Consider the following 21,989-nt stretch of genomic DNA (forward strand, 5'->3'; position numbering starts at 1 on the left):
TATGAGATGTTTTAAGAATTTTCCTTGGTCTTTTTCTGCTGTTCTTCCTTGAGTTCTGCTTGGCGTCGTGCGTCTTTGTCTGCGATTTGTCTTTTGACTTCGTTGGTGTCAATGGTGAGTTGTATGATTTTAAGATCTAGATGATTTGAATATTGCATCATGCAAATCCAAGCAAGCATCGCCGTCCATAGTATTGCCATGAAAACCTTTATGGTCAAAAAAATGCTATTTTTTGTCATGATCATCTCCATATTTTTGTCGAAAAATAAACATTACAGACATTACCGACCAAATTCACCAGTGGCAATGAAGATCAACCCAAGACTCATCAAAGCTTGCTTGAAGCTGGGTGTTTTCTTAAAGTATGGTAACTGCTTATTCATTTCAAAGTCCTTATTGTGTTGAAGTCAAGATACATCATCTTTGATACTGATGATGCACTGACATTGTATTAAAATAATTTTTTAAAGTCAATAAAAAAATTCCTAATAAAATCATCGTGTTACAATATTTTTGATGAATTTTACCCCATTTTGTGCTTATGAGCATGGGGTATTTTTTATTTGGCTTGATGATGAACTAAGAATCGGCACGCACCGCACCACAGGTGGTCAATACGGTGGTAATTTCATTGATCTTGGCTGTCAATAAAGTCTGATTGCCACGAGTTTCAACATTAAGGCGAATCAGTGGTTCTGTATTGCTTGATCGCAGATTAAACCGCCATTCACCAAAATCAAGGCTTAGACCATCTAGGGTGTTTTTGGTGGGGTTGAGATTGCTGTATTGTTGTTCAAGCTTGATGATGATGTCATCTGCGGTCATGCCATCTAAGCGAAAATTAAGCTCGCCTGAGCTTGGAAATTTGGCGATGTAATCATCGACCAGTTCAGACAGTGATTTGTCGGTGATGCAGAGTAATTCAGTCACTAACAGCCAAGGAATCATGCCACTGTCGCAATAAAAAAACTCTTTAAAGTAGTGATGTGCTGACATCTCTCCGCCATAGATTGCAGTCGTTTCGCACATGACTTGTTTGATGAATGAATGCCCAGATTTACTCAAAGCAGGTGTGCCTTCTAGACGCATGATGACATCTTGGGTGTTATAAACCACTCGTGGATCATAAACGATGGTTTGATTGGGGTGTTTTTGCAAAAAGGCTTCGGCAAGCATGCCGACCACATAGCTGCCATCAATGAATCGACCGTGCTCGTCAAATAAAAAACACCGATCAAAATCCCCATCGAACGCCACGCCAAAGTCTGCACCATGTGTCAATACGGCATCACTGGTGGCTTGCTGATTGGCGATGATCATGGGATTGGGAATGCCATTTGGAAAGGTGCCATCTGGCGTGTGATGAATTTTTATCAATTCAATCGGTGTGAATGCCAGACGATTTTCGATGGCATCAACCACAGGTCCTGCTGAGCCATTGCCGCTGTTGATGACGATTTTTTTGGCGGTAAGTTTGGTGATGTCGATAAAGCTCATTAACTTATCAATATAAGCGGTTTTATCGGTCGCATGACTGACTTTTCCTGCTGGCATGATGGTGAAATCGCCACTTTCGGCAAGCGTTTGAATCTCTTTGAGTCCTGTATCGGCACTGATGGGGCGGGAGTTTTCACGCACCATTTTTAGACCATTGTAATTGATGGGGTTGTGACTGGCGGTAACCTCAATGCCACCGATGGCTTGATAATGACTGGTTGCAAAATACACTTCTTCTGTGCCAGTCATGCCCAGATCAATCACATCAACGCCAGCATCTGTCATGCCTAAGATGGTGGCGGCTTTAATCTTGTCGCTTGATGGGCGAATGTCGCTACCGATGACGATGGTCGGTGTGTCCGTATTGGCGGTTTTGGATAAAGTTTGGGCAAATGCACGACCAATGCGGTAGGCAATGGATTCATCTAGGGTCGTGCCAAGCTCGCCACGCACATCGTAGGCTTTAAAACAAGTGATGCAAATGGGGGCGAATTGTGTCATGGAAATTCTCAATAAAAAACTAACAATAAGAGAGTCAAATTTTAGCACAATTTGACGATACTAAGAGAGATGGGGGGGGTAAAATTTATCATCATGTAACGAGGGGGTGGTTAAGAGTGCGTGAAGTTAATTGGATTGAGTGGTAAAAACTGTCAATCACAACCATGATGAATAGGCAAATGACGGCATGTGTGTCATGATTATGCCAAAAACGCATAAAAATATCGCTATAAAAATCCAGTCAAGTTTGTTATACTGTCAGCAGTTTATCCCATTAAGGAAAAGCCCATGAATGTTGCAAATAACATCACCGATCTCATTGGTAATACGCCACTGGTCAAGCTGCATGCTCTAAATACCAGCGATGCTCACATATTCGCCAAGTTAGAATATTTTAATCCAGCCAGCTCGGTAAAAGATCGCATTGCCTTATCAATGATTAACGAAGCAGAAGAAGCAGGTGAATTGAAGGTAGGTGATACGCTCATTGAAGCGACTTCTGGTAATACAGGAATTGGTCTTGCGATGGTCGCTGCTGCTCGTGGGTATCGCTTGATCATTACCATGCCTGAGAGCATGAGTTTGGAGCGTCGTGCTTTATTGCGTGCTTATGGAGCACAATTGGTGCTTACCCCAGCTGCTGATGGCATGGGGGGAGCGATTGCCAAAGCCAATGAGTTGGCAAGTGAACATGGTTATTTCATGCCACGCCAGTTTGATAATGCTGCCAATCCAAAAATTCATCGTGAAACCACCGCCGAGGAGATTTGGCGTGATACGGACGGTCAAGTGGACATTGTGGTCGCAGGCATTGGGACGGGTGGCACAATCACAGGTGTGGGTGAGATTTTAAAGTCTAAAAACCCAGCGATTAGAATCGTCGCCGTAGAGCCAAGTGATTCACCAGTATTTAGTGGTGGCGAAAAAGGTGCCCATAAATTACAAGGCTTGGCACCAGGTTTTGTACCAAGCATTCTTAATACAGCCATTTATGATGAGGTCATTACGGTAACCACTGAGCATGCTTTTGAGACCGCAAGAGCGATGGCATCAAAAGAGGGTATTTTGGTGGGCATTTCAGCAGGAGCGGCAGTATGGTCGGCCTTGCAAGTTGCCAATCGCCCAGAGAATGCTGGTAAAAACATCGTGGTGGTGATTCCCTCATCAGGCGAGCGTTATTTATCTACTGCATTGTTTGCTGATTTGGCACAATAAATGGCGAATTTCACAACAACAAACCCTATTATCTTGTATAATAGGGTTTTTATTATTGATTGATCACAAGTAATGACTCCAACCGACCAATTTTCTGATTTATTGCAACTCATGGCACGCCTACGCAAAGATTGCCCTTGGGATGCTAAGCAAACCAACCAATCCCTACAAAAGTATGCCATCGAAGAGGTTTTTGAGCTCATTGATGCCATTAGTATGGATGATGGCGGTGTGATGGCTGATGAAGACATTAAGGGCGAATTGGGCGATGTGCTGCTACAAGTCATTTTTCATGCACACTTATATGAAGAGCAGGGTCGATTTGGCATGAGTGAAGTGATTCACCATCTACAGCAGAAGCTGATTCGTCGCCATCCACATGTCTTTGATAAAGAAACTGTTCGTACTGATGAAGAGGTCAAACGCCGCTGGGAGGAAATCAAGCGTATTGAAAATAAAGACAAACCCAAACGCCTGCTGTCTGATGTGAAACCTGGTACAGCACTCAATACCGCTCAAAATTTACAATCCGCTGCTGCCACAGTGGGGTTTGATTGGCAAAATCTGGGTGGGGTTCTACAAAAATTGACCGAAGAGTTGAATGAATTGACGGCTGAACTGCCCAATGATGAATTTGATTATAAAGCTGATAAGCTGACTGCTGAGCAAAAAGCCAAGGTGGCAGGCGAGCTGGGCGATGTTCTGTTCGTACTTGCAAATGTGGCAAGGCACTTGGGGGTGGATGGTGAAATGGCATTGCAGGCAACAAATGCCAAATTCAAACGCCGTTTTGCTTTTGTGGAAGAATCTCTTATAAGCATTGGCAAATCTTTTGATGATGTGGATTTGGCACAAATGGATCACTATTGGAACCAAGCCAAGCATGCACTGGATCATTAACAGCTGTACGGCAGTTATCTTATCAAGCTTTTTTAGTCAAATGAGCATGGCAGCTGATGAGCCAAAGCAATGTCATTTTGATGCCAGTAGTGCGTATCAGGCAATGATGAAGCATCAGGCAAGCACCAAAAAGCAAGCCTTGCGCTTGAACATCAATACCGCCACTGCCAGCGACTTTACCAGCCTGTCAGGTGTTGGTATCAATACCGCCGAGCGTATCGTTGAGTATCGTAGGCAAGTGGGGCGATTCGTCAGTGTCGATGAACTGATGCAGGTTAAGGGTATTGGAAAGGCGACTTTAGAAAAAAATCGCCATCGTCTGAGTGTTGCTCCGTGATGATGCAAGTTTTGGTTGGTTATATTGCCGATCTGATGATATGAACAGTCATCTGGTCAAGAAGGTTGTGAAAAGGCATGCTCAATAAAGTGACTCATGTCGCTTTTTTTGTCAATAACGGTTACAATAGATGATTTGGCTTGATGTTCTTGCATTAAGTATTGAATTTAGCTGTCAAGGAGAATTTTCGACATGGCACAAAGGCCTGCGAACTTTGGTAAATCAAATAAGCCAAGCAGATCGAAGAAATCCAAAAAAAGCCAATCGCTGGCAGTGTATGCAGATCGATCGCTTGGATTGAGCAGATCTGCCTTGCCACACAGTATCGTTGAGGTGGTTGGTACACTAACGAGGGCAGGCTTTGAGGCGTATGTCGTAGGCGGTGGTGTGCGTGATGGCATGCTTGGACTTGCACCCAAGGACTTCGATGCTGTCACAAGTGCCAGACCGCACGAGATCAAGGCGATTTTTGGTGGGCGTTGTCGTATCATTGGCAGACGCTTTCAGTTGGCTCATGTTTACTCTGGCAGAGAGACGATTGAGGTGGCGACTTTTCGTGCTCCCCCAAAAGATGATGCTCATACTACTGATGGAGGTATGATCATGCGTGATAATGTCTGGGGCGACATCAATCAAGATTTTGCACGCCGAGATTTTAGTATTAATGCGTTGTATTATCAGCCGATAGATGGTGAGGTGCTTGATTTTTGTGGTGCGATAGACGACATAAAAAGTGGTACGCTAAGACTGCTTGGTGATGCCAAAGTTCGTATTGAGGAAGATCCTGTTCGCCTGCTTAGAGCCTTGCGTTTTAAGGCAAAGTTGGATTTTTGTTTTGATGAAGAGCTGTCTGGTCAGTTTCATTCGGATAATTGGGCGTTGTTGGAGCAAGTTTCTGCTCATCGTCTGTATGACGAAACGCAAAAAATGTTTTGTGGTGGATATCTTGCATCATTGCTGCCAGTTTTGTTTGAGTATGGGGCAATGAAGCATTTGATGGCGTACGCACCAGATGCACCAACAGCCTTAATGAATGCAGTTGCCATCAATACCGATCATCGTGTGAGTGATGGTAAGGGTGTTAATCCTGCGTTTTTTTATGCGGTGCTTCTTTGGGAAAACTATCTGCATCAGCTTGCCAAGCTCAAGAAAAAAGGTTTGCCTTTTCATGAGGCGCAAGCTAAGGCTGCGACAAAAGTGATTGACATGCAGCGTCAAAAAACCGCCATTCCTAAATTTGCTGAAGATTTCATCGCCAGCATTTGGTTGATGCAACCAAAGCTTGCCAATCCTCGTGTGCGTGATATCACCACTCTTGAGCGACATCCCAAATTCCGTGCCGCACTTGATTTTCTCATCATGAGGGAAAAACATGAAGATTGCAAGCTGTCTGAGTCAACCAATGGCATGGCAGCATGGTGGCAGAATTATCAAAATGCTGATGGGCATCATCAAGCCATGATGATAGAATCATTTGCTAATGGTGGTAGTGCCACAGGAATGGCCTCTCGTTCTCGTCGTAAGCGTGTTGCGATTAATGATGAGCTTTTGCAATTACATAAGCTGTCTGCCAGCATGGATTCTGATGGATTTGGTGCACCAGAGCCACTATTTGTGGTGGAAAATGCTAAAGCTTTTTTACCCAGTAAAGCCAATGAGAAAGACAAGGCTTTCAGGCTGCACCAACAACCGTCGCCACCACTCATCGAGCCGACAACTCTAACAGATGCAGACTTTTTAAAGTTGCTAGAAAATGATGAACCGTACATTCCTGCCAGTCGTTATCGCAAGCGTCAGCCATCATCGTCCCTATCCATCAAGGAGCGTGAGCAGGGTTTGACTGAGGAGATGTTGTCTGCTGATGCCAAGATTGCCAAAGAGGAATTGACAAGAAAATCACCCAAGGCAAAAGTTGTGAAATCACAGGCTGAACGCATCAAGACTAAAGCGGTGCGACGGTCGGCAAAAGCTACGACCCAATCACCAAAAGATGACACACTCACCAAAAAACGCCATAGAAAATCCAATGCCAAACCCAGAGCGAAGGAGTCATGAGATGACTTACTGGACGCAGATTTATTTGGGCCTGGGGGGGAATATTGCCAATGATATGGGCAGTCCTAGGGATCATATTCTGTCGGTGTTTGATACACTGGCAAGCGATGAACGGTTTTGTCAGGTTCGTCTATCATCGCTATATTCCTCAAAGCCTTTTGGGGTGGTTGATCAGCCAGATTTTATTAACGCAGTGCTTTCGGCTAAGACTACGCTTGAGCCCTTAGCCTTACTTGATTTTTGTCAGGGTCTAGAGAATGATGCAGGTCGAGTGCGACTTAGGCACTGGGGGGAGCGCTGTCTTGATATTGATTTGTTGCTCTATGGTGACAAGGTGTTGAATCATGAACGGCTGATCATACCACACGCAGGAATCCTAGAGCGTAATTTTGTGCTGGTGCCATTGTGCGAACTCAACCCCGCTGTATCTATTAATGGTGTGATCATCGCCGATTTACCACTGGCAAAAGACGAGACGGGATTGATGAGATTAAAGGATTGATATGACTTATTTGACTGACAAACCCAAAGCCAGTATCACTTTATCAACATTGAATAAATTTAAAGCATCTGGTGAGAAATTCAGTTGTCTTACTTGCTATGATGCGTCTTTTGCTCATTTGATGGCGATTGCTAATATTGATGCGATTTTAGTTGGTGATAGTGTGGGGATGGTCGTTCAGGGACGAGAATCAACCTTACCTGTCACAGTCGATGACATGGTCTATCACACAAAAAATGTCGCCAATGCCAATCAGCATGCCTTGATTTTGACTGATCTGCCATTCATGAGCTATGCTACCATCCATGACGCCATCGCAAGCTCTCGTGCGGTCATGCAGGCAGGGGCGAATGTGGTGAAGATTGAGGGTGATGGCGAACTTGCTGATATTGTGAGAGTCTTAACGAAAAATGGCGTACCAACTTGTGTGCACTTGGGATTGACACCTCAATCTGTCAATGTGTTGGGGGGCTATAAAGTGCAGGGAAAGACGCAAGAGCAAGCTGATAAGCTATTGAAAGATTGTGAGATTTTGGTAGATGCTGGGGCAAGCATGATTTTGCTTGAATGTGTTCCAGCATGGCTTGCTAGGCAGGTAACCCAAACATTTGCTGTGCCCGTGATTGGCATTGGGGCGGGGGTGGACTGTGATGGACAGGTCTTGGTGATGCATGACATGTTGGGTGTGTACACACGCAAGCCTGCTAAATTTGTGAAAGATTTTCTAAAAGATGATGCTAATAAGACGGGTGACATTCTGGGGGCGTTCATCACTTATCATCAAGCAGTCAAAAACCGACACTTCCCCAGTGTTGAGCATGCTTTTTGAACGAAAGAATAAGACCGCCAATTTCAACAAGTGGTATTTAATTGACCTGACGCAGCGATTTGGCATGATAGAAATTTTAATCTAAAATGAGAAGAGTTCATGAAAGTATTTGATACCATTACTCAATTGCAATCTGCATTACGCCCCATGCGAGACAAAAAAATCGCACTTGTACCAACGATGGGTAACTTGCATGATGGGCATATTGAGCTTGTGAACATTGCCAAAAAACATGCTGATGTTGTGGTTGTGAGTATTTTTGTGAATCCGATACAGTTTGGTGCGGGCGAAGATTTCGAAAACTATCCGCGCACATTCGATGAAGACTGCCTCAAGCTTAAAAATGCCAATGCTGACTTTGTCTTTTCACCCAGCATTCAAGAAATGTATCCGGTTTATCCACCAAACATTCAGGTATTAAGCGGTGGTCTTACTAAAATATTGTGCGGAAAAACTCGTCCCACGCACTTTGATGGAGTGGGGCTTGTGGTTTCTAAGCTGTTTAATATCGTGCGTCCTGATGTGGCGGTTTTTGGTAAAAAGGACTATCAGCAACTGGCAATCATTCGTCAACTAAATGATGAGTTAAACTTTAATGTTGAAATCATCGCAGCACAAATTGTGCGGGCGGATGACCATTTGGCACTGTCTTCGAGAAATGGTTATCTGACCAAAGAACAAAGAGCGATTGCTCCAATCATTCATCAAACCTTGCAAAAGATTGCGTCTAAAATTTTAACTGCTAAGATTGCTGATTATCCAACCATCATTCAACAGCATCATGCTGAATTGACAGCTCATAATCTGAAGGTAGACTATCTAGAACTTTATAACGACAAGCTACAAGCGGTTCAAGATGGAGACAGAAAATTGGTACTGTTAATTGCTGTGTTCGTAGGCAGAGCCAGACTGCTGGATAACTTGGAAATTGAGCTAACTTGCTAGTAAGCTGGATTAAATATGGATAAACAGCCGTCTATCATCATCGTTTCGGGTCGTTCGGGATCTGGTAAAACATCAATTTTGAATGTTTTGGAAGATTTTGGATTTTATGTGATTGACAATTTACCACTGTCGCTTGCTTTTGATGCTGTCAGGCGTTTGGCGATGGATGATCGTATTCATAAGATTGCCCTGGGGATTGACAGTCGCTTGCCACAAGCAGATTTGAAAAACTTTCCCGTGTTACACCAAAGTTTGAAAGATGGGTATGGTGAGCAGGCGGTAACGGTGCTGTATGCCATCGCTGAAGAGCGCGTGCTGGTGGCTCGCTTTGGATCTACTCGTCGTGTCCATCCTTTGATGGCGACCAATAATAACTTGCCAGATGCCATTCACAGCGAGATTGCCTTGCTTGAGCCGGTTGCCAATCTTGCGGATATTGAGATTGACACAAGCTTACTTAATGTCCATGAACTCAAAGTCAAAGTGAGAGACTGTCTGGGACTGGAAAATAAGATTGTCATTAATGTACTGTCTTTTGGCTTTAAATATGGTGTGCCACTGGATTCGGACTTGGTATTTGACATGCGTATTTTGCCCAACCCCCATTGGCATGAGCACCTGCAATCATCAACAGGGGAAGATGAAATCGTGAAATCTTTTTTTGCAGAATTTGATGAAGTGGCGGAAATGACTGATGATTTGATCGCTTATTTGCTTAAATGGTTGCCGCATTTTTCCCATAATAATCGCCATAGCATTACCGTTGCTATCGGATGCACAGGCGGTAAGCACCGCTCGGTGTATGTTGCCAGCATGGTAGCAAAGGCTTTACTGGCAGGTTTGCCATCGCAATTTAAAGTTCGCATCAAGCACCGTGAGAAACGCCATTGGTAGCCTGCTACTGACTTTTAAATACTTAGAATACAACCAGAGGGTTTGACATGAGCATTGATTGGTCAAAACAAGACATGAGAGTGTCTCGCACTGAAATCAAAAAATCCCACGAACGCCTACAAGCTTTGGCAACACCGTTGGCTAATTTATCAAAAAAGCAGCTGGCACATTTACCTGTCAGTAGTTATTTTTTAGACGAGCTTGAGCATCTGTCCGAAATAGGCAGTGCTGCGGCGAAAAACCGCCAAATCAAACGGATTGGCAAGCTCATCATTGAAGAAAATCGCCATACTCTAACTCAAGCATTATTTGAGATGACATTCACCAAAGAGCAGATGGCAAAGATTGAAACTTGGTTTACTCGCCTAAACTTAAATGATGAAAGTACGATAAAGCAGTTCGTTAAGCAGTTTAAGGTCAGTGAGTTCAATAGTATTTATCAGCTGTTACTATGGATTGAATACGCAAAGCACTTGAATGATGAGGAGCTGCTGGCTGAGAGTGTGATGGACTTTGAAAGCTATATTAAGGAAGTGGCGATTTTATCTTTGTAACTTATCAGGCCATTGTGATTAAAAATGGGTTGCCTTATAGAATGAGTGTTTCATATGAAACATTGAGTGCGTTAAGCATCTTTCAATCAAGTTAGCATGACTTAAATACACTAAGTCATCATGATGATTTTTTGAAACTTGTATGATGTTGCCTGTCTTATGATGACTGGACATGCCAAGCGTTGAGTCGAGTTGGTGTTAGGGTGATTTGATGGGTGAGTTGGAGTGCTGTGATGTTCTTTTTCGTGTGGCGGTGCTGTCAATGTGGTGTTTGACCGCCGAAAAAACTCAATGATACATACAAGCGACCGTTAAGCACTGTGGTGATTAAAAAGCCTGCTGGCGAATGGAGCAGGCTTTAACATCATTAATCGGCTTATTTCTTTTCTTCGCGTATTTTATTGATAAGAAAATCAACGACTTCAGTCACTTTTTTGTCTTCGCCATTCACCACATACTTGCCATGCACGACCACGGCAGGCACACCTGTTAACTGATAACGCATTGCACCTTTTTTAGAGCGTTCTATCTTGGTGCTGACAGGGAATGAATTATAAAAATTGTTGAACTTGGCTTTATCTACACCTTGTTCAGCATACCAATTTGCTAAATTTTCTTGGTTGGCGATGATGCTTCTTTGACCATCTTTATGTACAGCGTCGAATAAAGCTTGATGAGTTTTATTTTCTAGACCCATCTGTTGAACGGCGTAAAAACCCCGAGCTGTTACTTCCCATACAGGGTTAAGTGCGGCAGGTGTGCGAAAAAATGCCACATCTTTATCGCGTGTTTTTGCCCATGCTTGCATGTGTGGTTCTAAAGCGTAGCAATGCGGACAGCCGTACCAAAAAAACTCACGAACAACAATCACATCACCTGCGATATTTTCAGGATTGGCGAGTTTTTGATAATCTTTACCTTCGACAAAATCAGCGGCAAAAGCATGACCTGCAAAAGCAATCGCTGCGGTTAAGGTGGCAAGTTTTAGGGCGTATTTCATGACAATATCATCCTTAGAAATTTTAGGAAAGTTGCTCAGCAATCGGTAAAAGTGGTCAATGGTGTAATTTTACCAAACCTTGTAAAGATTTTGAATATTAAAAAAATATGACATAGTTTAACGCATTTTTTACAAAAAGTGGTAACAGATTTATTAACCATGCTTTGCAAATTGTGTTAATTTTGCACAACAGGGTCTTTGTGAACATTCGGCTTGGTATTTTTTGGATTGCCATCGTTCGGGCTAAAAATTGATGGGTAATTATCAAGGGTAATAAGTAGCAAATTTTGGTTGAAAGTGATAAGATAGTTGACAGTATTAATCGTGAAAATTTTGACAGAAGTTTGAGTCGGATGCTTCGCCTTATTGCATCATGCCAAATCTTTTTTTTTCGGTCTTACACCATCTTCAAAAATATCAAGTATCCACATCATATTGGAAAAAACCATGCAAAATACCACAATAAATGCTGATTTTGATGAAATTGGTAAATTTACTCGCCTTGCTGATGAATGGTGGGATAAGCAAGGGGCTTTTAAATCCCTGCATGACATCAATCCGCTACGCCTGAATTGGATTGAGGATAAAGTATGTGAGCATTTAGGTTCATCGCTTTTGGGTAAGTCAGTTGTGGATATTGGTTGTGGTGGGGGTATCTTGGCACATTCAATGGCGGTGCGTGGTGCAACCGTATTGGGTGTGGACTTGGGAGATGAAAATATTAAGGCAGGTGAGATTCACGCTAAGCGAACCGATATGATGGACCGTGTGTCATTTCGTTCGGTAGCGGCTGAGACGCTTGCCCAAGAGATGCCAGAGAGTTTTGATGTCATAACTTGTATGGAAATGCTCGAGCATGTGCCCAATCCTTCCGCCATTGTTCAAGCATGTTTTTCTTTATTAAAGCCTGGCGGTGTGTGCGTGATGAGTACAATCAATCGCAATCCAAAATCTTATCTTTTTGCCATTGTGGGGGCTGAGTATGTGTTGCGTTTGGTTGATAAAGGAACGCATGATTATCACAAATTCATCACACCAGCTGAGCTTGACCAGATGGCGATAAGAGCAGGCTTCGATCGTTTTGACATGACTGGGTTGCATTATAATCCAATAACCAAAAATTTTTGGCTGTCAAATCGTAATGTTGATGTCAACTACATGATGGCATTTACCAAAAAAGCATGACAGGGCATCATGATGACAAAGATTAATGCTGTGCTGTTTGATTTAGATGGGACGCTGATTGATACTGCTCCTGACTTCATTCGCATCATTCGTTTGATGTGCCAAAAATACAACCTGCCAATACCAAGCGATGCTGACATTCGTGAGCAAGTCTCGGCAGGGGCGAGGGCGATGGTACGCCTGATATTTGGTGATGAGATGGCACAAGGGATGGATACGAATGAAAAAATGCTGGCTTATCGTCAAGAATTTTTGGCTCTGTATGAGCAGGATATCTGTGTGGACAGTCGGCTTTTTGATGGTCTTGATCGTTTGCTGGTAAAGCTTGAAAATCAAGGAGTGCCTTGGGGGATTGTAACTAATAAGCCACGCCATTTGGCCACGCAATTACTGACTAAGCTTCACCTGAACAATCGTTGTAGCGTGCTGGTTTGCCCTGATGATGTCATTAATACCAAGCCCGACCCTGAACCGATGTTTTTGGCAGTTAATCGCCTAAATGCCAGATTTGGCACGAAAATTTTAAATGAAAATTGCATTTATGTGGGTGATCACATTCGTGATATTCAGGCAGGTAATTTGGCAGGCATGACCACAGTGGTTGCCAAATTTGGCTATCTAAGCTGTGCTGACAAAGACAATCTGCACGAATGGGGTGCAGATGTGCTGATTGATACGCCTGATGAGCTTGCTGATTGGGTGCTGGCAATGCTGGGCGAGTGATGAAGGCGTTGCTGCGTTTGTGCATGAAGACAATAACTTGTCATGCTTGTCTTGATGTGCCACTTTAGCAATTTAAGAATTTGATTAATTTGATGTGGCATGACAAAGCAGCTTTTAGGTTTTGTGTTAGGCGTTACGATGGCGCGCACTGTCAGACACACCTACAAATAGGCGGTGCTGATGATGTTATCGCCTTAGCACAGGATTTTGTGCTGATTGATGAGATGACTGCCTTGATCCACTTGCTTAAAGATTGTACCCAATGGTAAAGACAACCGATTAAATTTGATGAACGAACTTAAACAATGATGACACTTAACGACATATTAACTTATCAGCCCACGCCAAAATGTTTAAAAGATAAAATCATTTTGGTAACAGGGGCGGGCGATGGCATTGGTAAGGTGGCGGCCTTAACCTATGCCAAATGTGGTGCGACTGTCTTACTGCTTGGTAAAACCCAAAGTAAATTGGAGACAGTCTATGATGAGATTGAGAGCTTGGGCTTGCCAGAGCCTGCGATTTTACCAATGGACTTAGAAAGGGCCAGTTTTGCTCAGATGAACGAGCTTGCCACTTTGATTGAAAAAGAATTTGGTCGCATAGATGGCGTGCTACACAATGCAGCCATTTTAGGAGCGCTGACACCGCTTGAAATGTATGATCCCATCACTTTTGAGCAGGTGATGCGTGTTAATGCAACGGCTGTGTTTATGCTGACCCAAGCTCTAATGCCGCTGTTGCGTATGTCGGTAAGTGGTTCGATAGTCTTTACCAGCAGTGGGGTTGCCAAGCCTCGTGCCTTTTGGGGTGCTTATGCTTTGTCTAAGCAAGCGATTGAAGGTATGATGACCATCTTTACCCAAGAAACACAAAGTTTGACCACGCTGCGTTTTAACTGCATTAATCCGGGGGCGACTCGAACCAACATGCGAGCCCATGCCTTTCCTGGTGAGGACCCAAACACCTTAAAGACACCTGAGCAAATCATGAGTGCCTATGTATGTCTGATGACGGATGCATCAAGTGGTGTTAAGGGGCAGGTGGTGGATTGTCAGCCGAAATGAGTATTAATTAGGAGCTGGGTTTAATTTTGCCATATGGTCGAAATTGCAAATAAAATCTTTATTCAGCCTAATCAATAATTGGGTGCTTCTGTGGAATTATTGCAACACATCATTTTAATTTTAATCTTAATCTTGGTGTCTAGTTTTTTTTCGATTTCTGAGATCGCCTTGGCAGGTGCAAGGAAGTTGAAACTTAGGCTTTTGTCTGAAAATGGGGACGAGCGTGCTGATAAAATTTTGCATCTACAAGAAAATTCAGCAGAGTTTTTTGCCACCAGTCAAATTGGTTTGAACGCTGTTGCCATCTTGGGAGGCTCAATCGGTGAAGTTGCGTTGCGACCTTATTTCATTTCTTTGATTGGGCAGTTTTATCAAGGCTCTTGGTTAGATAGCATTGCGTTTTTTGTGTCATTTTTTTTGGTAACACTGCTCTTTATCTTATATGCCGACTTGATTCCAAAACGCATTGCAATGATTAACCCTGAGAAAATTGCTTTGCTGGTCATCAATCCAGTGTTAACTGTCATTAAGATATTCAAGCCTTTGGCATGGGTCATCAATGCCATTGCCAATCTGACTTTTAAGCTTTTTAATGTCAATACCACTCGTGAGGATAACATTACTTTTGATGATGTTTCCGCCATTGTAGATGCAGGAGCGCAGGCGGGTGTGGTATTACAACAAGAACAACATTTTATCGAAAATGTTTTTGAATTAGAAGAGCGTACCGTGCCATCTTCAATGACTGTGCGTGAGGATGTGGTGTATTTTACTCTCGGTGAAAGCGAGGAGAGCATTCGCCAAAAAATCGCTGATTATCCTTATTCAAAATTTCTTGTATGTAATGATGGTATTGATGGCGTGATCGGCTATGTGGATACTAAGGATATTTTGGTACGCATCTTAAACAACCAATCCTTAGTGAATATCCATGAATCCACCATTCGCAATGTGTTGATCATCCCTGATACATTGACCCTTTCCGAACTTTTAGATAAATTTCGTGCTGGTAAAGAAGACTTGGCGGTTGTTATTAATGAGTACGCTCTTGTGGTGGGTATCATTACTCTGTCTGACATCATGATGACGGTGATGGGGGATTGGGTTGTGCCCATTGAAGAAGAGCAGCAGATCATCAAAAGAGATGAGCGGTCATGGTTCATTGATGGTAGCACTCCGATTGATGATGTCAGACATGCACTGGACTGTGAATTTGAGGACTGGGATCATTATGAGACTTTGGCAGGTTTTATCATGTATCGTTTGCGGAAAATCCCAAGACCTGCTGATTTTGTGTTGCACGAAAACCTAAAATTTGAGGTGGTGGATATTGATCATTATAAGATTGATCAGGTGCTTGTTACTCGCCTGCATGAAGATGCCACGGATAGAGAGTGGATTTGATTGATTAAGTGGGTTGCCTTAGGCATAAATCATGGTCAGTAATCACATAATTCTTGCAATTTATGCTTAGTAATTTTATAATACCCATCCCACCTTCCGCTTGTTCTGTTTGATACATGGCAAAAAGGTTCGTCAAGTCGTAAGACTTATGATTATTAAAGAGGTTATTATGAAACTTAAAACCAAACGCGGTGCTGCCAAGCGCTTCAAAAAAACAGCGAACGGCTTTAAGCGTAAACAAGCGTTTAAACGCCACATTTTGACCAAAAAATCTCCTAAGCGTATCCGCCAATTGCGTGGTTGCGTGATGGTTCATGTCGCTGATGTTCCATCAATCCGCCGTATGTGCCCATATCTATAACAGATATTTTTAAATTTTAGGAGAATAAAATGGCTCGTGTAAAACGTGGTGTACAAGCAAATCGCCGTCACAAAAAAGTCCTAGCCCGTGCAAAAGGCTACTATGGTGCGCGTTCTCGTGTGTATCGTGTTGCCGTACAAGCGGTGATGAAAGCAGGTCAATACGCATATCGTGACCGCCGCAACAAAAAACGCTCATTCCGCCGCCTATGGATTGCTCGTATCAATGCTGGTGCTCGTCTGAATGGTCTTTCTTATAGCCGTCTGATCAATGGCTTGAAAAAGTCAAGCATTGAAATTGATCGTCGCATTCTGGCTGATATCGCCATGCATGATGCAGCAGCATTTACTGCCATTTGTGAAAAGGCAAAAGCTGCACTGTCTTAATCCTGTGTGCTAAGACAGCTGAAAAATAACCGTAATGCTTGTCCATTGCGGTTATTTTTTTGAACGATGAAGGCAGTTTGAATCACATGATAAAAAGCAAGCAATAAAAAAGGCCTACTCGTTGAGTAAGCCGTGTTTTGTCTGAATAAAAAAATAGTTAAAAATCGTATCGCAATCCAACTTCCAAGCCAAAACCATTTTGTTCTGAACGAACCAAATCTTTTACTGTGTTGCCGTTGCCATCTTGTCTGTCTTTATAAGAATAAGATGTCTGATCTAGGTAAGATAGAGAGCCAAATGTGCGTAGACGGATGCCATCATCATTTTTTAAGGACTTGATCGCACCGATGCTTGCTTTGGTTTGTTCGCCATCCTTGTGGCCCTCGTAATTATTCGCATGACCGACCTGTGCGTAGAGATTGGTCGTCTTGTCAAGTGAATACAATCCGCTAACTAACGCTCCTAGCTCTTTGTTGCCACTGTCATAATCGGTTTGTTGAACGATGACGCCAACGGTTAGTTTTTCATTTGGCTTGTAGCTGACCATGCCACGCAACGCACTAAAATCTCCAGCATGAGTATAGGATATTCCTGCGTCATATTTTGTATCTTCATGCAAAATATGACCTGCGATCATATCACGCTCTTGTTTTTTTGTTACACCATCATGAAAGGTGGTAAATTTGCCACCATGATTGTTATCAGAATTTTCATCCATGGCGTAATGCAGTTTGATTTGTGTTTTGCCATTGTTGAATTTTGGGGAAATGTATTGAATGGTGTTATTCGTGCGTTGACCACCGTAGCTAAATGGTAATCCGCTGCCAGAAGCATACAGATAGCTTTGATCGACATAATCAATATCATCATCTGGGGTAAAGATTCGACCCACGCGTACAGTACCATAGTCATCATGCTTAAACCCTAGGTAAGTGTTACGAGCAGAGAAATTTTTACCCTCGCCGTCATTGTCCAAGAAAATCGAATATTCCAACCGATACTCTAAATCGATGTCTTTTGTCAACTTTTCTTCACCAGTCAGACGAACACGAGATCCAGCAGAATTTAAAGAAAGGCGGTCGGATTTGGTATCCGAAATGGTCTGTGTGACGGTGTTATGCTCTTTGTTATCAATATTATCGTACAACGCAGACAGATAGAGACGACCAGAGATTTGGGGAGCTGCAAAAGTTTCTGTGGTAAGTGTTGCGATGGCAAGTGTGGCGGTTGCTTTGATGGCGGTATTTAAAACTGAGCGTTTCATAACAGATTCCTTAAAGGCTGATGTTCCATGTATCATCAAGGTCTTTGTCCTATCAAGACATAATGATGCGACAGCTAAGATTTGCAATCCTGCAATAAATTGCTAAGAATGCAACCCAAATATACAAGAAAAATGCAGAACATGTCAATACTTTTTCACTCATGAAAATTTGATGATGTGCAATGCCATAGAAAATGCCGTATGATGGGCATGCAAGCTACCAAGAATGGCTTTTTTATGTAGAGTATTGATGTGTCATGGGCATTACTTGAGAGAAAACTGTCAATTATGATGAATCGCTTATTTACATTTGAAAATGAATTATTTACAATAAGTGCTTTATTTTTATTGCTTTTTTTGATAAGAATTGACATGAGTTGTTGACCTATGACCACATTACCCATCTTAAATCAAGCTTTGATTGAGCTTGGTGAGCAAGATTTTGTGAATTTTGCTGATGTGGCTTGCCAGCTGATTGGTGATGCCAAAAATGAGACAGAGTTGCAGGCTCTTAGAGTGGATTTGCAGGGAAAAAAATCCCCCATCGCCGCCTTATCCAAACAATTGGGTGGTTTGGATGCTGATGGCAAGAAAGTTTATGGGGCGTATTTGCATGAATTACGCACGCGCATTGGCGTGGCGTTCGATGAACGCAAAGAAACGCTTGCTGCCGAAGTACTCAATGCCAAGTTGGCTGATGAACAAGTGGACATCAGTTTGCCGGCTCGAGGCATGACAACGGGAGGATTGCACCCAATCACGCATGTGACTGAACGCATGAAACAATTTTTTGTGCAAGCTGGATTTTGTGCGGTAACTGGCCCTGAGGTTGAGAGTGATTACTATAATTTTGAGGCGCTAAACATTCCTGAGCATCATCCTGCGCGTGCCATGCACGACACTTTTTATTTTGATGCTCATCATTTATTGCGTACACACACATCAGGCGTGCAAATTCGTACGATGCAATCAAGCGAGCCGCCTCTACGCATCATTTGCCCTGGCCGTGTTTATCGCTGCGACAGTGATCAGACTCATTCGCCAATGTTTCATCAGATGGAAGGCTTGATGATTTCCAAATCAAGCAATTTTGCTGAGTTAAAAGGTGTGATTCATGAGTTTTTGAACGCATTTTTTGGTAAAGAGATGACAGTGCGTTTTCGCCCAAGCTTTTTCCCATTCACTGAACCGTCTGCTGAAGTGGATATTCTTTCTGAGCATGGAGATTGGCTGGAAGTGCTGGGTTGTGGCATGGTGCATCCACAGGTATTGCGTAACTGCGGCATCAATCCTGATGAGTATTCAGGATTTGCCTTTGGCATGGGCATTGAGAGATTTGCCATGCTGTATTATGGCGTGAACGATCTGCGTTTGTTTTTTCAAAATGATTTAAGGTTTTTAAAGCAGTTTGCCTGATTTGCCAAACTGGTGCACACAAACTAATGATAAAAATACGATAAGAGATGGTTATGAAAATCAGTGAAAATTGGCTAAGACAATGGGTAAATCCTGCCAATAACTCAAAGGAGCTTGGTGAGCAACTCACCATGGCAGGTCTTGAACTTGACGATGCTCAGACGGTTGCTCCTGCTTTTAGCGGTGTTGTGATTGGTGAGGTCGTACGCTGTGAACCACATCCAGATGCTGACCGTTTGCGTGTGACAGCTGTTGATGTTGGTGAAGGCGAGCCGCTTCAAATCGTCTGCGGAGCTGCCAATGTGCGAACGGGTCTAAAAGTAGCCGTAGCGACTGTTGGGGCGGTCCTACCACCAATTGACGGTAAAGAATTTCGCATCAAAAAAGGAAAATTGCGTGGTGTTGAAAGCCATGGCATGCTCTGTGGTGCCAGTGAGATTGGCTTGGAGGATGCGATCGATGGTTTGATTGAATTGCCAGCAGATGCACCGATTGGGGTGGATGTGCGTGATTATTTGGGTTTGGATGCGATGATTTTTGATGTGTCCATCACGCCAAATCGCGGGGATTGTTTTAGTGTCTTAGGGCTGGCTCGTGAACTTGGTGCGATTAACCGTCTGCCTTTAAATTGTCCAGCCATTCATGAGGTTGTCCCTACGCTAAACATTGCCCCAAGTGTCAAGGTGCTTAATGATGAAGCTTGTCCACGCTATCTTGCGCAATTCATTAGCAATATTGATCGTTCGGTGGTAACTCCAAAATGGCTAAGTGATCATTTGGTTGCATCTGGTGTGCGTACGCATAATTTTTTGGTTGATGTGACCAATTTTGTTCTGCTTGAACTTGGTCAGCCGTTACATGCTTTTGATGCCAAAAAGATTGTCGGTGATGTTGTCGTCAGGCTGGCAAATCAAGGAGAGCAAGTCGAGCTATTGAATGGGCAAACCATCACACTCACAGGAGATGAGTTAGTGATTGCTGATGATGTGGGTGTGCTGGCGTTGGCTGGCATCATGGGTGGCTTGCGTTCAGCAGTGACAGATGAGACAACAAGCATCATACTAGAATCGGCTCATTTTAGCCAGCTTGCGATAGCTGCCAGAGCCAGACGCTTCGGACTTCATACTGATGCCAGTCAGCGTTTTGAACGAGGTGTGGACTTTGACTTGCCATTAACTGCCCTAAATCGTGCCACCGCTCTCATTCATGAGATTGCAGGTGGTCAAGTCGGTCAAATCACCACGATAGAAAACACCAACAAATTGCCAAGGCGTGAGCCGATTGTTTTGCCAAAAATAAAAATTCAGCAGATCTTGGGTATGGACCTGCCAAGCGATGAGGTGGTGGCGATGCTGAATCGTTTGGAGATCGAGACGGCTTTTGATGGGCATCAATTCACTTGCCAGCCACCGACTCACCGATTCGATCTACATATTGCTGAAGATGTGATTGAAGAGATTGCACGAATGTATGGTTATGATAACATCGTCACACATTTGCCAAAACTTACTTTCGCAATGAGCCATGATGACGCACAAGACATTGAGCAGAATCTCAAGCTTGGTTTGGCCAACTCTGGGTATTTTGAGGCGGTGAGTTTTAGTTTTAGTGATGCAGCTACTGAGGCGTTATTTGACGATGAACAGCTAGGAGCGGCATTGTCTCTTGCCAATCCAATCTCTCCACAGCTTGCGGTGATGAGACGAACACTATTATCCAGTCTGCTGCCTGTGGTTTCTCGCAATATAAAGCGTCAGCAGTCTCGTGTGCGACTGTTTGAGTCAGGTCTTTGCTTTGTCGGTCAAGACATCAACGATTTGGTGCAGACTCCAAGCCTTGCGATGGTTGCCACAGGGCTTGTGGACGATGAAAGTGTTTATGACAAGCGTTTGATGGATTTCTTTGACTTTAAAAGAGATATTGAGAGTTTATTGCCACGACAGTTAAATAAGTTCTTGGTGTCATATGAGCGTGCGGATCTGACTTTTTTGCATCCTGGACAAAGTGCGTATCTGCTTGTCGATGGGGTGCGTTTAGGGTGGTTTGGTCAGTTGCACCCAAGCATTGCTAAGGCGATGGATTTGCCCATGGTATGGGTGGCTCAGTTTGCCATTGAGCCATTGATTCAGACATATCGCACCACAAGCCCCATCACCGCACCAAGCAAATTCCCAAGCGTTCGCCGAGATTTGGCGTTCTTGGTGGATCAGTCGGTAACATGGCAGGCGTTGATGGAAAGCATCCGTCAATCAGCAGGTGATTACTTGATTGATTTGTGGTTATTTGATGTTTATCAAGGGGAACGCTTGCCAGAGGGTAGAAAGTCACTTGCATTTGCCATGCTGCTCCAAGACAGCAAAGCAACACTTGAAGATGAGACAATCAAAGGTGTGATGGATAAGGTCATTAAGACCTTGACTAACGAACATGATGCACAGCTTCGAGACAGCTGATCGTTCATGCTGAGTCATTGATAAATAAGGAATAATCATGAGTGCGTTAACCAAGGCGGATATGATTGACCGCCTGACTATTCGCCTGCGTATCACTCGTCAAGATGCACGCAAGATTGTGGATAATTTCTTTGAGGAAATTAGTCAAAACTTGACCGATGGCAAAGAGGTGAAAATCTCAGGCTTTGGTAATTTCGAGCTTAAAGACAAAAAGCCACGACCAGGACGCAATCCCAAGACGGGTGAGAGCGTACCTATTAAAGCTCGCCGTGTCGTTACTTTTAAGGCAGGGCAAAAGCTCCGCAATCATATTGATAAGCAAAGTGCGGTGCGTCAAGTTAAGAATCATCGCTAAGCAAATTTAGCTTGAATGATAAAGTCAGTATTGTTATAATACTGACTCATTTTTCCCACCTAAGTGGGCTAATAGATGAAAAAGCATGGTGCGACATGCCAAAGTTGGTTGGTGATGGCGTGGCCATGTTGGGCTGTCATAAAATG

The 21,989-nt window shown here is 43.4% G+C and carries 23 protein-coding genes; 19 read left to right on the forward strand and 4 right to left on the reverse strand.

Annotation, left to right across the window (positions count from 1 at the left end):
• Positions 1-11 precede the first annotated feature (11 nt).
• Both M2R47_RS06310 and M2R47_RS06315 read right to left on the reverse strand, forming a co-directional pair.
• Positions 12-239 carry a hypothetical protein gene (locus M2R47_RS06310; protein WP_249100541.1) on the reverse strand — a complete coding sequence of 76 codons (228 nt, stop codon included), beginning with the start codon at positions 237-239 and terminating at the stop codon, positions 12-14.
• Between the two features lie 340 nt (positions 240-579).
• Positions 580-1,998 (reverse strand): phosphohexomutase domain-containing protein, encoded by a 1,419-nt coding sequence (locus M2R47_RS06315; protein ID WP_249100544.1) that lies wholly within the window; start codon positions 1,996-1,998, stop codon positions 580-582.
• A 288-nt stretch (positions 1,999-2,286) separates the two neighbouring features.
• Between M2R47_RS06315 and cysK the strand changes: the two genes are divergently transcribed.
• The 9 genes from cysK (at position 2,287) to yjgA (ending at position 10,229) form a co-directional block, all read left to right on the forward strand.
• Complete coding sequence (cysK, locus tag M2R47_RS06320) at positions 2,287-3,213, forward strand: cysteine synthase A (protein ID WP_249100547.1); 927 nt, start codon at positions 2,287-2,289, stop codon at positions 3,211-3,213.
• A 72-nt stretch (positions 3,214-3,285) separates the two neighbouring features.
• On the forward strand, positions 3,286-4,113 hold the full coding sequence (gene mazG / locus M2R47_RS06325) for a nucleoside triphosphate pyrophosphohydrolase (protein WP_249100550.1): 828 nt from the start codon (positions 3,286-3,288) through the stop codon (positions 4,111-4,113).
• Positions 4,097-4,450: a ComEA family DNA-binding protein gene (locus M2R47_RS06330; protein ID WP_249100552.1), complete on the forward strand. Its 354-nt coding sequence runs from the start codon at positions 4,097-4,099 to the stop codon at positions 4,448-4,450. Before mazG ends, M2R47_RS06330 begins: the two co-directional genes overlap by 17 nt.
• Before the next feature lie 192 nt (positions 4,451-4,642).
• A complete protein-coding gene (gene pcnB, locus M2R47_RS06335; protein ID WP_249100555.1) occupies positions 4,643-6,505 on the forward strand; it encodes a polynucleotide adenylyltransferase PcnB in 1,863 nt (620 codons plus the stop codon).
• Position 6,506: 1 nt separating this feature from the next.
• Entirely contained in the window at positions 6,507-7,007 is a 501-nt protein-coding gene (gene folK, locus M2R47_RS06340) for a 2-amino-4-hydroxy-6-hydroxymethyldihydropteridine diphosphokinase (protein ID WP_249100556.1), read from the forward strand.
• A 1-nt stretch (position 7,008) separates the two neighbouring features.
• Positions 7,009-7,836: a 3-methyl-2-oxobutanoate hydroxymethyltransferase gene (gene panB / locus M2R47_RS06345; RefSeq protein WP_249100559.1), complete on the forward strand. Its 828-nt coding sequence runs from the start codon at positions 7,009-7,011 to the stop codon at positions 7,834-7,836.
• 99 nt (positions 7,837-7,935) lie between these two features.
• Positions 7,936-8,781, forward strand: coding sequence for a pantoate--beta-alanine ligase (gene panC, locus M2R47_RS06350; protein WP_249100562.1), 846 nt, complete (start codon positions 7,936-7,938; stop codon positions 8,779-8,781).
• A 15-nt stretch (positions 8,782-8,796) separates the two neighbouring features.
• Positions 8,797-9,675, forward strand: a complete 879-nt coding sequence (gene rapZ, locus M2R47_RS06355) for an RNase adapter RapZ (RefSeq protein ID WP_249100565.1) — start codon at positions 8,797-8,799, stop codon at positions 9,673-9,675.
• A 47-nt stretch (positions 9,676-9,722) separates the two neighbouring features.
• A complete protein-coding gene (gene yjgA, locus M2R47_RS06360; protein WP_249100568.1) occupies positions 9,723-10,229 on the forward strand; it encodes a ribosome biogenesis factor YjgA in 507 nt (168 codons plus the stop codon).
• Between the two features lie 376 nt (positions 10,230-10,605).
• Here yjgA and M2R47_RS06365 read toward each other — a convergent pair whose 3' ends face one another.
• Positions 10,606-11,229, reverse strand: coding sequence for a thiol:disulfide interchange protein DsbA/DsbL (locus M2R47_RS06365; protein WP_249100570.1), 624 nt, complete (start codon positions 11,227-11,229; stop codon positions 10,606-10,608).
• Between the two features lie 447 nt (positions 11,230-11,676).
• Between M2R47_RS06365 and ubiG the strand changes: the two genes are divergently transcribed.
• From ubiG to rplT, 7 genes are all read left to right on the forward strand, one after another.
• Entirely contained in the window at positions 11,677-12,414 is a 738-nt protein-coding gene (gene ubiG / locus M2R47_RS06370; protein WP_249100571.1) for a bifunctional 2-polyprenyl-6-hydroxyphenol methylase/3-demethylubiquinol 3-O-methyltransferase UbiG, read from the forward strand.
• 9 nt (positions 12,415-12,423) lie between these two features.
• Positions 12,424-13,137: an HAD family hydrolase gene (locus M2R47_RS06375; protein WP_249100574.1), complete on the forward strand. Its 714-nt coding sequence runs from the start codon at positions 12,424-12,426 to the stop codon at positions 13,135-13,137.
• A 92-nt stretch (positions 13,138-13,229) separates the two neighbouring features.
• Entirely contained in the window at positions 13,230-13,406 is a 177-nt protein-coding gene (locus M2R47_RS06380; protein ID WP_249100578.1) for a hypothetical protein, read from the forward strand.
• A 36-nt stretch (positions 13,407-13,442) separates the two neighbouring features.
• Positions 13,443-14,204, forward strand: a complete 762-nt coding sequence (locus M2R47_RS06385; protein WP_249100581.1) for a YciK family oxidoreductase — start codon at positions 13,443-13,445, stop codon at positions 14,202-14,204.
• A 90-nt stretch (positions 14,205-14,294) separates the two neighbouring features.
• Positions 14,295-15,608 (forward strand): polyamine export protein PaeA, encoded by a 1,314-nt coding sequence (gene paeA / locus M2R47_RS06390; protein ID WP_249100584.1) that lies wholly within the window; start codon positions 14,295-14,297, stop codon positions 15,606-15,608.
• Between the two features lie 166 nt (positions 15,609-15,774).
• A complete protein-coding gene (rpmI, locus tag M2R47_RS06395; protein ID WP_089539557.1) occupies positions 15,775-15,969 on the forward strand; it encodes a 50S ribosomal protein L35 in 195 nt (64 codons plus the stop codon).
• A 29-nt stretch (positions 15,970-15,998) separates the two neighbouring features.
• Complete coding sequence (rplT, locus tag M2R47_RS06400) at positions 15,999-16,355, forward strand: 50S ribosomal protein L20 (RefSeq protein ID WP_249100585.1); 357 nt, start codon at positions 15,999-16,001, stop codon at positions 16,353-16,355.
• 157 nt (positions 16,356-16,512) lie between these two features.
• Here the strand turns inward: rplT and M2R47_RS06405 are convergent, their stop codons facing one another.
• Entirely contained in the window at positions 16,513-17,619 is a 1,107-nt protein-coding gene (locus tag M2R47_RS06405; RefSeq protein ID WP_249100588.1) for a porin, read from the reverse strand.
• A 387-nt stretch (positions 17,620-18,006) separates the two neighbouring features.
• Between M2R47_RS06405 and pheS the strand changes: the two genes are divergently transcribed.
• Genes pheS through M2R47_RS06420 form a run of 3 tightly spaced genes read left to right on the forward strand, consistent with a single transcriptional unit; the run spans position 18,007 to position 21,843 of the window.
• Positions 18,007-19,035, forward strand: a complete 1,029-nt coding sequence (gene pheS / locus M2R47_RS06410; RefSeq protein WP_249100593.1) for a phenylalanine--tRNA ligase subunit alpha — start codon at positions 18,007-18,009, stop codon at positions 19,033-19,035.
• Between the two features lie 53 nt (positions 19,036-19,088).
• Positions 19,089-21,488 carry a phenylalanine--tRNA ligase subunit beta gene (pheT, locus tag M2R47_RS06415; protein ID WP_249100596.1) on the forward strand — a complete coding sequence of 800 codons (2,400 nt, stop codon included), beginning with the start codon at positions 19,089-19,091 and terminating at the stop codon, positions 21,486-21,488.
• Positions 21,489-21,525: 37 nt separating this feature from the next.
• Positions 21,526-21,843, forward strand: a complete 318-nt coding sequence (locus M2R47_RS06420; RefSeq protein WP_249100599.1) for an integration host factor subunit alpha — start codon at positions 21,526-21,528, stop codon at positions 21,841-21,843.
• Positions 21,844-21,989: the final 146 nt, after the last annotated feature.

Source organism: Moraxella oculi, assembly GCF_023336735.1.
GTDB classification, from domain to species: domain Bacteria; phylum Pseudomonadota; class Gammaproteobacteria; order Pseudomonadales; family Moraxellaceae; genus Moraxella; species Moraxella oculi.

Coding starts and splice junctions, on each gene's coding strand:
- M2R47_RS06310 (WP_249100541.1), bottom strand. CDS start 239: ATGACAAAAAATAGCATTTTTTTGACCATAAAGGTTTTCATGGCAATA.
- M2R47_RS06315 (WP_249100544.1), bottom strand. CDS start 1,998: ATGACACAATTCGCCCCCATTTGCATCACTTGTTTTAAAGCCTACGAT.
- cysK (WP_249100547.1), top strand. CDS start 2,287: ATGAATGTTGCAAATAACATCACCGATCTCATTGGTAATACGCCACTG.
- mazG (WP_249100550.1), top strand. CDS start 3,286: ATGACTCCAACCGACCAATTTTCTGATTTATTGCAACTCATGGCACGC.
- M2R47_RS06330 (WP_249100552.1), top strand. CDS start 4,097: ATGCACTGGATCATTAACAGCTGTACGGCAGTTATCTTATCAAGCTTT.
- pcnB (WP_249100555.1), top strand. CDS start 4,643: ATGGCACAAAGGCCTGCGAACTTTGGTAAATCAAATAAGCCAAGCAGA.
- folK (WP_249100556.1), top strand. CDS start 6,507: ATGACTTACTGGACGCAGATTTATTTGGGCCTGGGGGGGAATATTGCC.
- panB (WP_249100559.1), top strand. CDS start 7,009: ATGACTTATTTGACTGACAAACCCAAAGCCAGTATCACTTTATCAACA.
- panC (WP_249100562.1), top strand. CDS start 7,936: ATGAAAGTATTTGATACCATTACTCAATTGCAATCTGCATTACGCCCC.
- rapZ (WP_249100565.1), top strand. CDS start 8,797: ATGGATAAACAGCCGTCTATCATCATCGTTTCGGGTCGTTCGGGATCT.
- yjgA (WP_249100568.1), top strand. CDS start 9,723: ATGAGCATTGATTGGTCAAAACAAGACATGAGAGTGTCTCGCACTGAA.
- M2R47_RS06365 (WP_249100570.1), bottom strand. CDS start 11,229: ATGAAATACGCCCTAAAACTTGCCACCTTAACCGCAGCGATTGCTTTT.
- ubiG (WP_249100571.1), top strand. CDS start 11,677: ATGCAAAATACCACAATAAATGCTGATTTTGATGAAATTGGTAAATTT.
- M2R47_RS06375 (WP_249100574.1), top strand. CDS start 12,424: ATGATGACAAAGATTAATGCTGTGCTGTTTGATTTAGATGGGACGCTG.
- M2R47_RS06380 (WP_249100578.1), top strand. CDS start 13,230: ATGTGGCATGACAAAGCAGCTTTTAGGTTTTGTGTTAGGCGTTACGAT.
- M2R47_RS06385 (WP_249100581.1), top strand. CDS start 13,443: ATGATGACACTTAACGACATATTAACTTATCAGCCCACGCCAAAATGT.
- rplT (WP_249100585.1), top strand. CDS start 15,999: ATGGCTCGTGTAAAACGTGGTGTACAAGCAAATCGCCGTCACAAAAAA.
- M2R47_RS06405 (WP_249100588.1), bottom strand. CDS start 17,619: ATGAAACGCTCAGTTTTAAATACCGCCATCAAAGCAACCGCCACACTT.
- pheS (WP_249100593.1), top strand. CDS start 18,007: ATGACCACATTACCCATCTTAAATCAAGCTTTGATTGAGCTTGGTGAG.
- pheT (WP_249100596.1), top strand. CDS start 19,089: ATGAAAATCAGTGAAAATTGGCTAAGACAATGGGTAAATCCTGCCAAT.
- M2R47_RS06420 (WP_249100599.1), top strand. CDS start 21,526: ATGAGTGCGTTAACCAAGGCGGATATGATTGACCGCCTGACTATTCGC.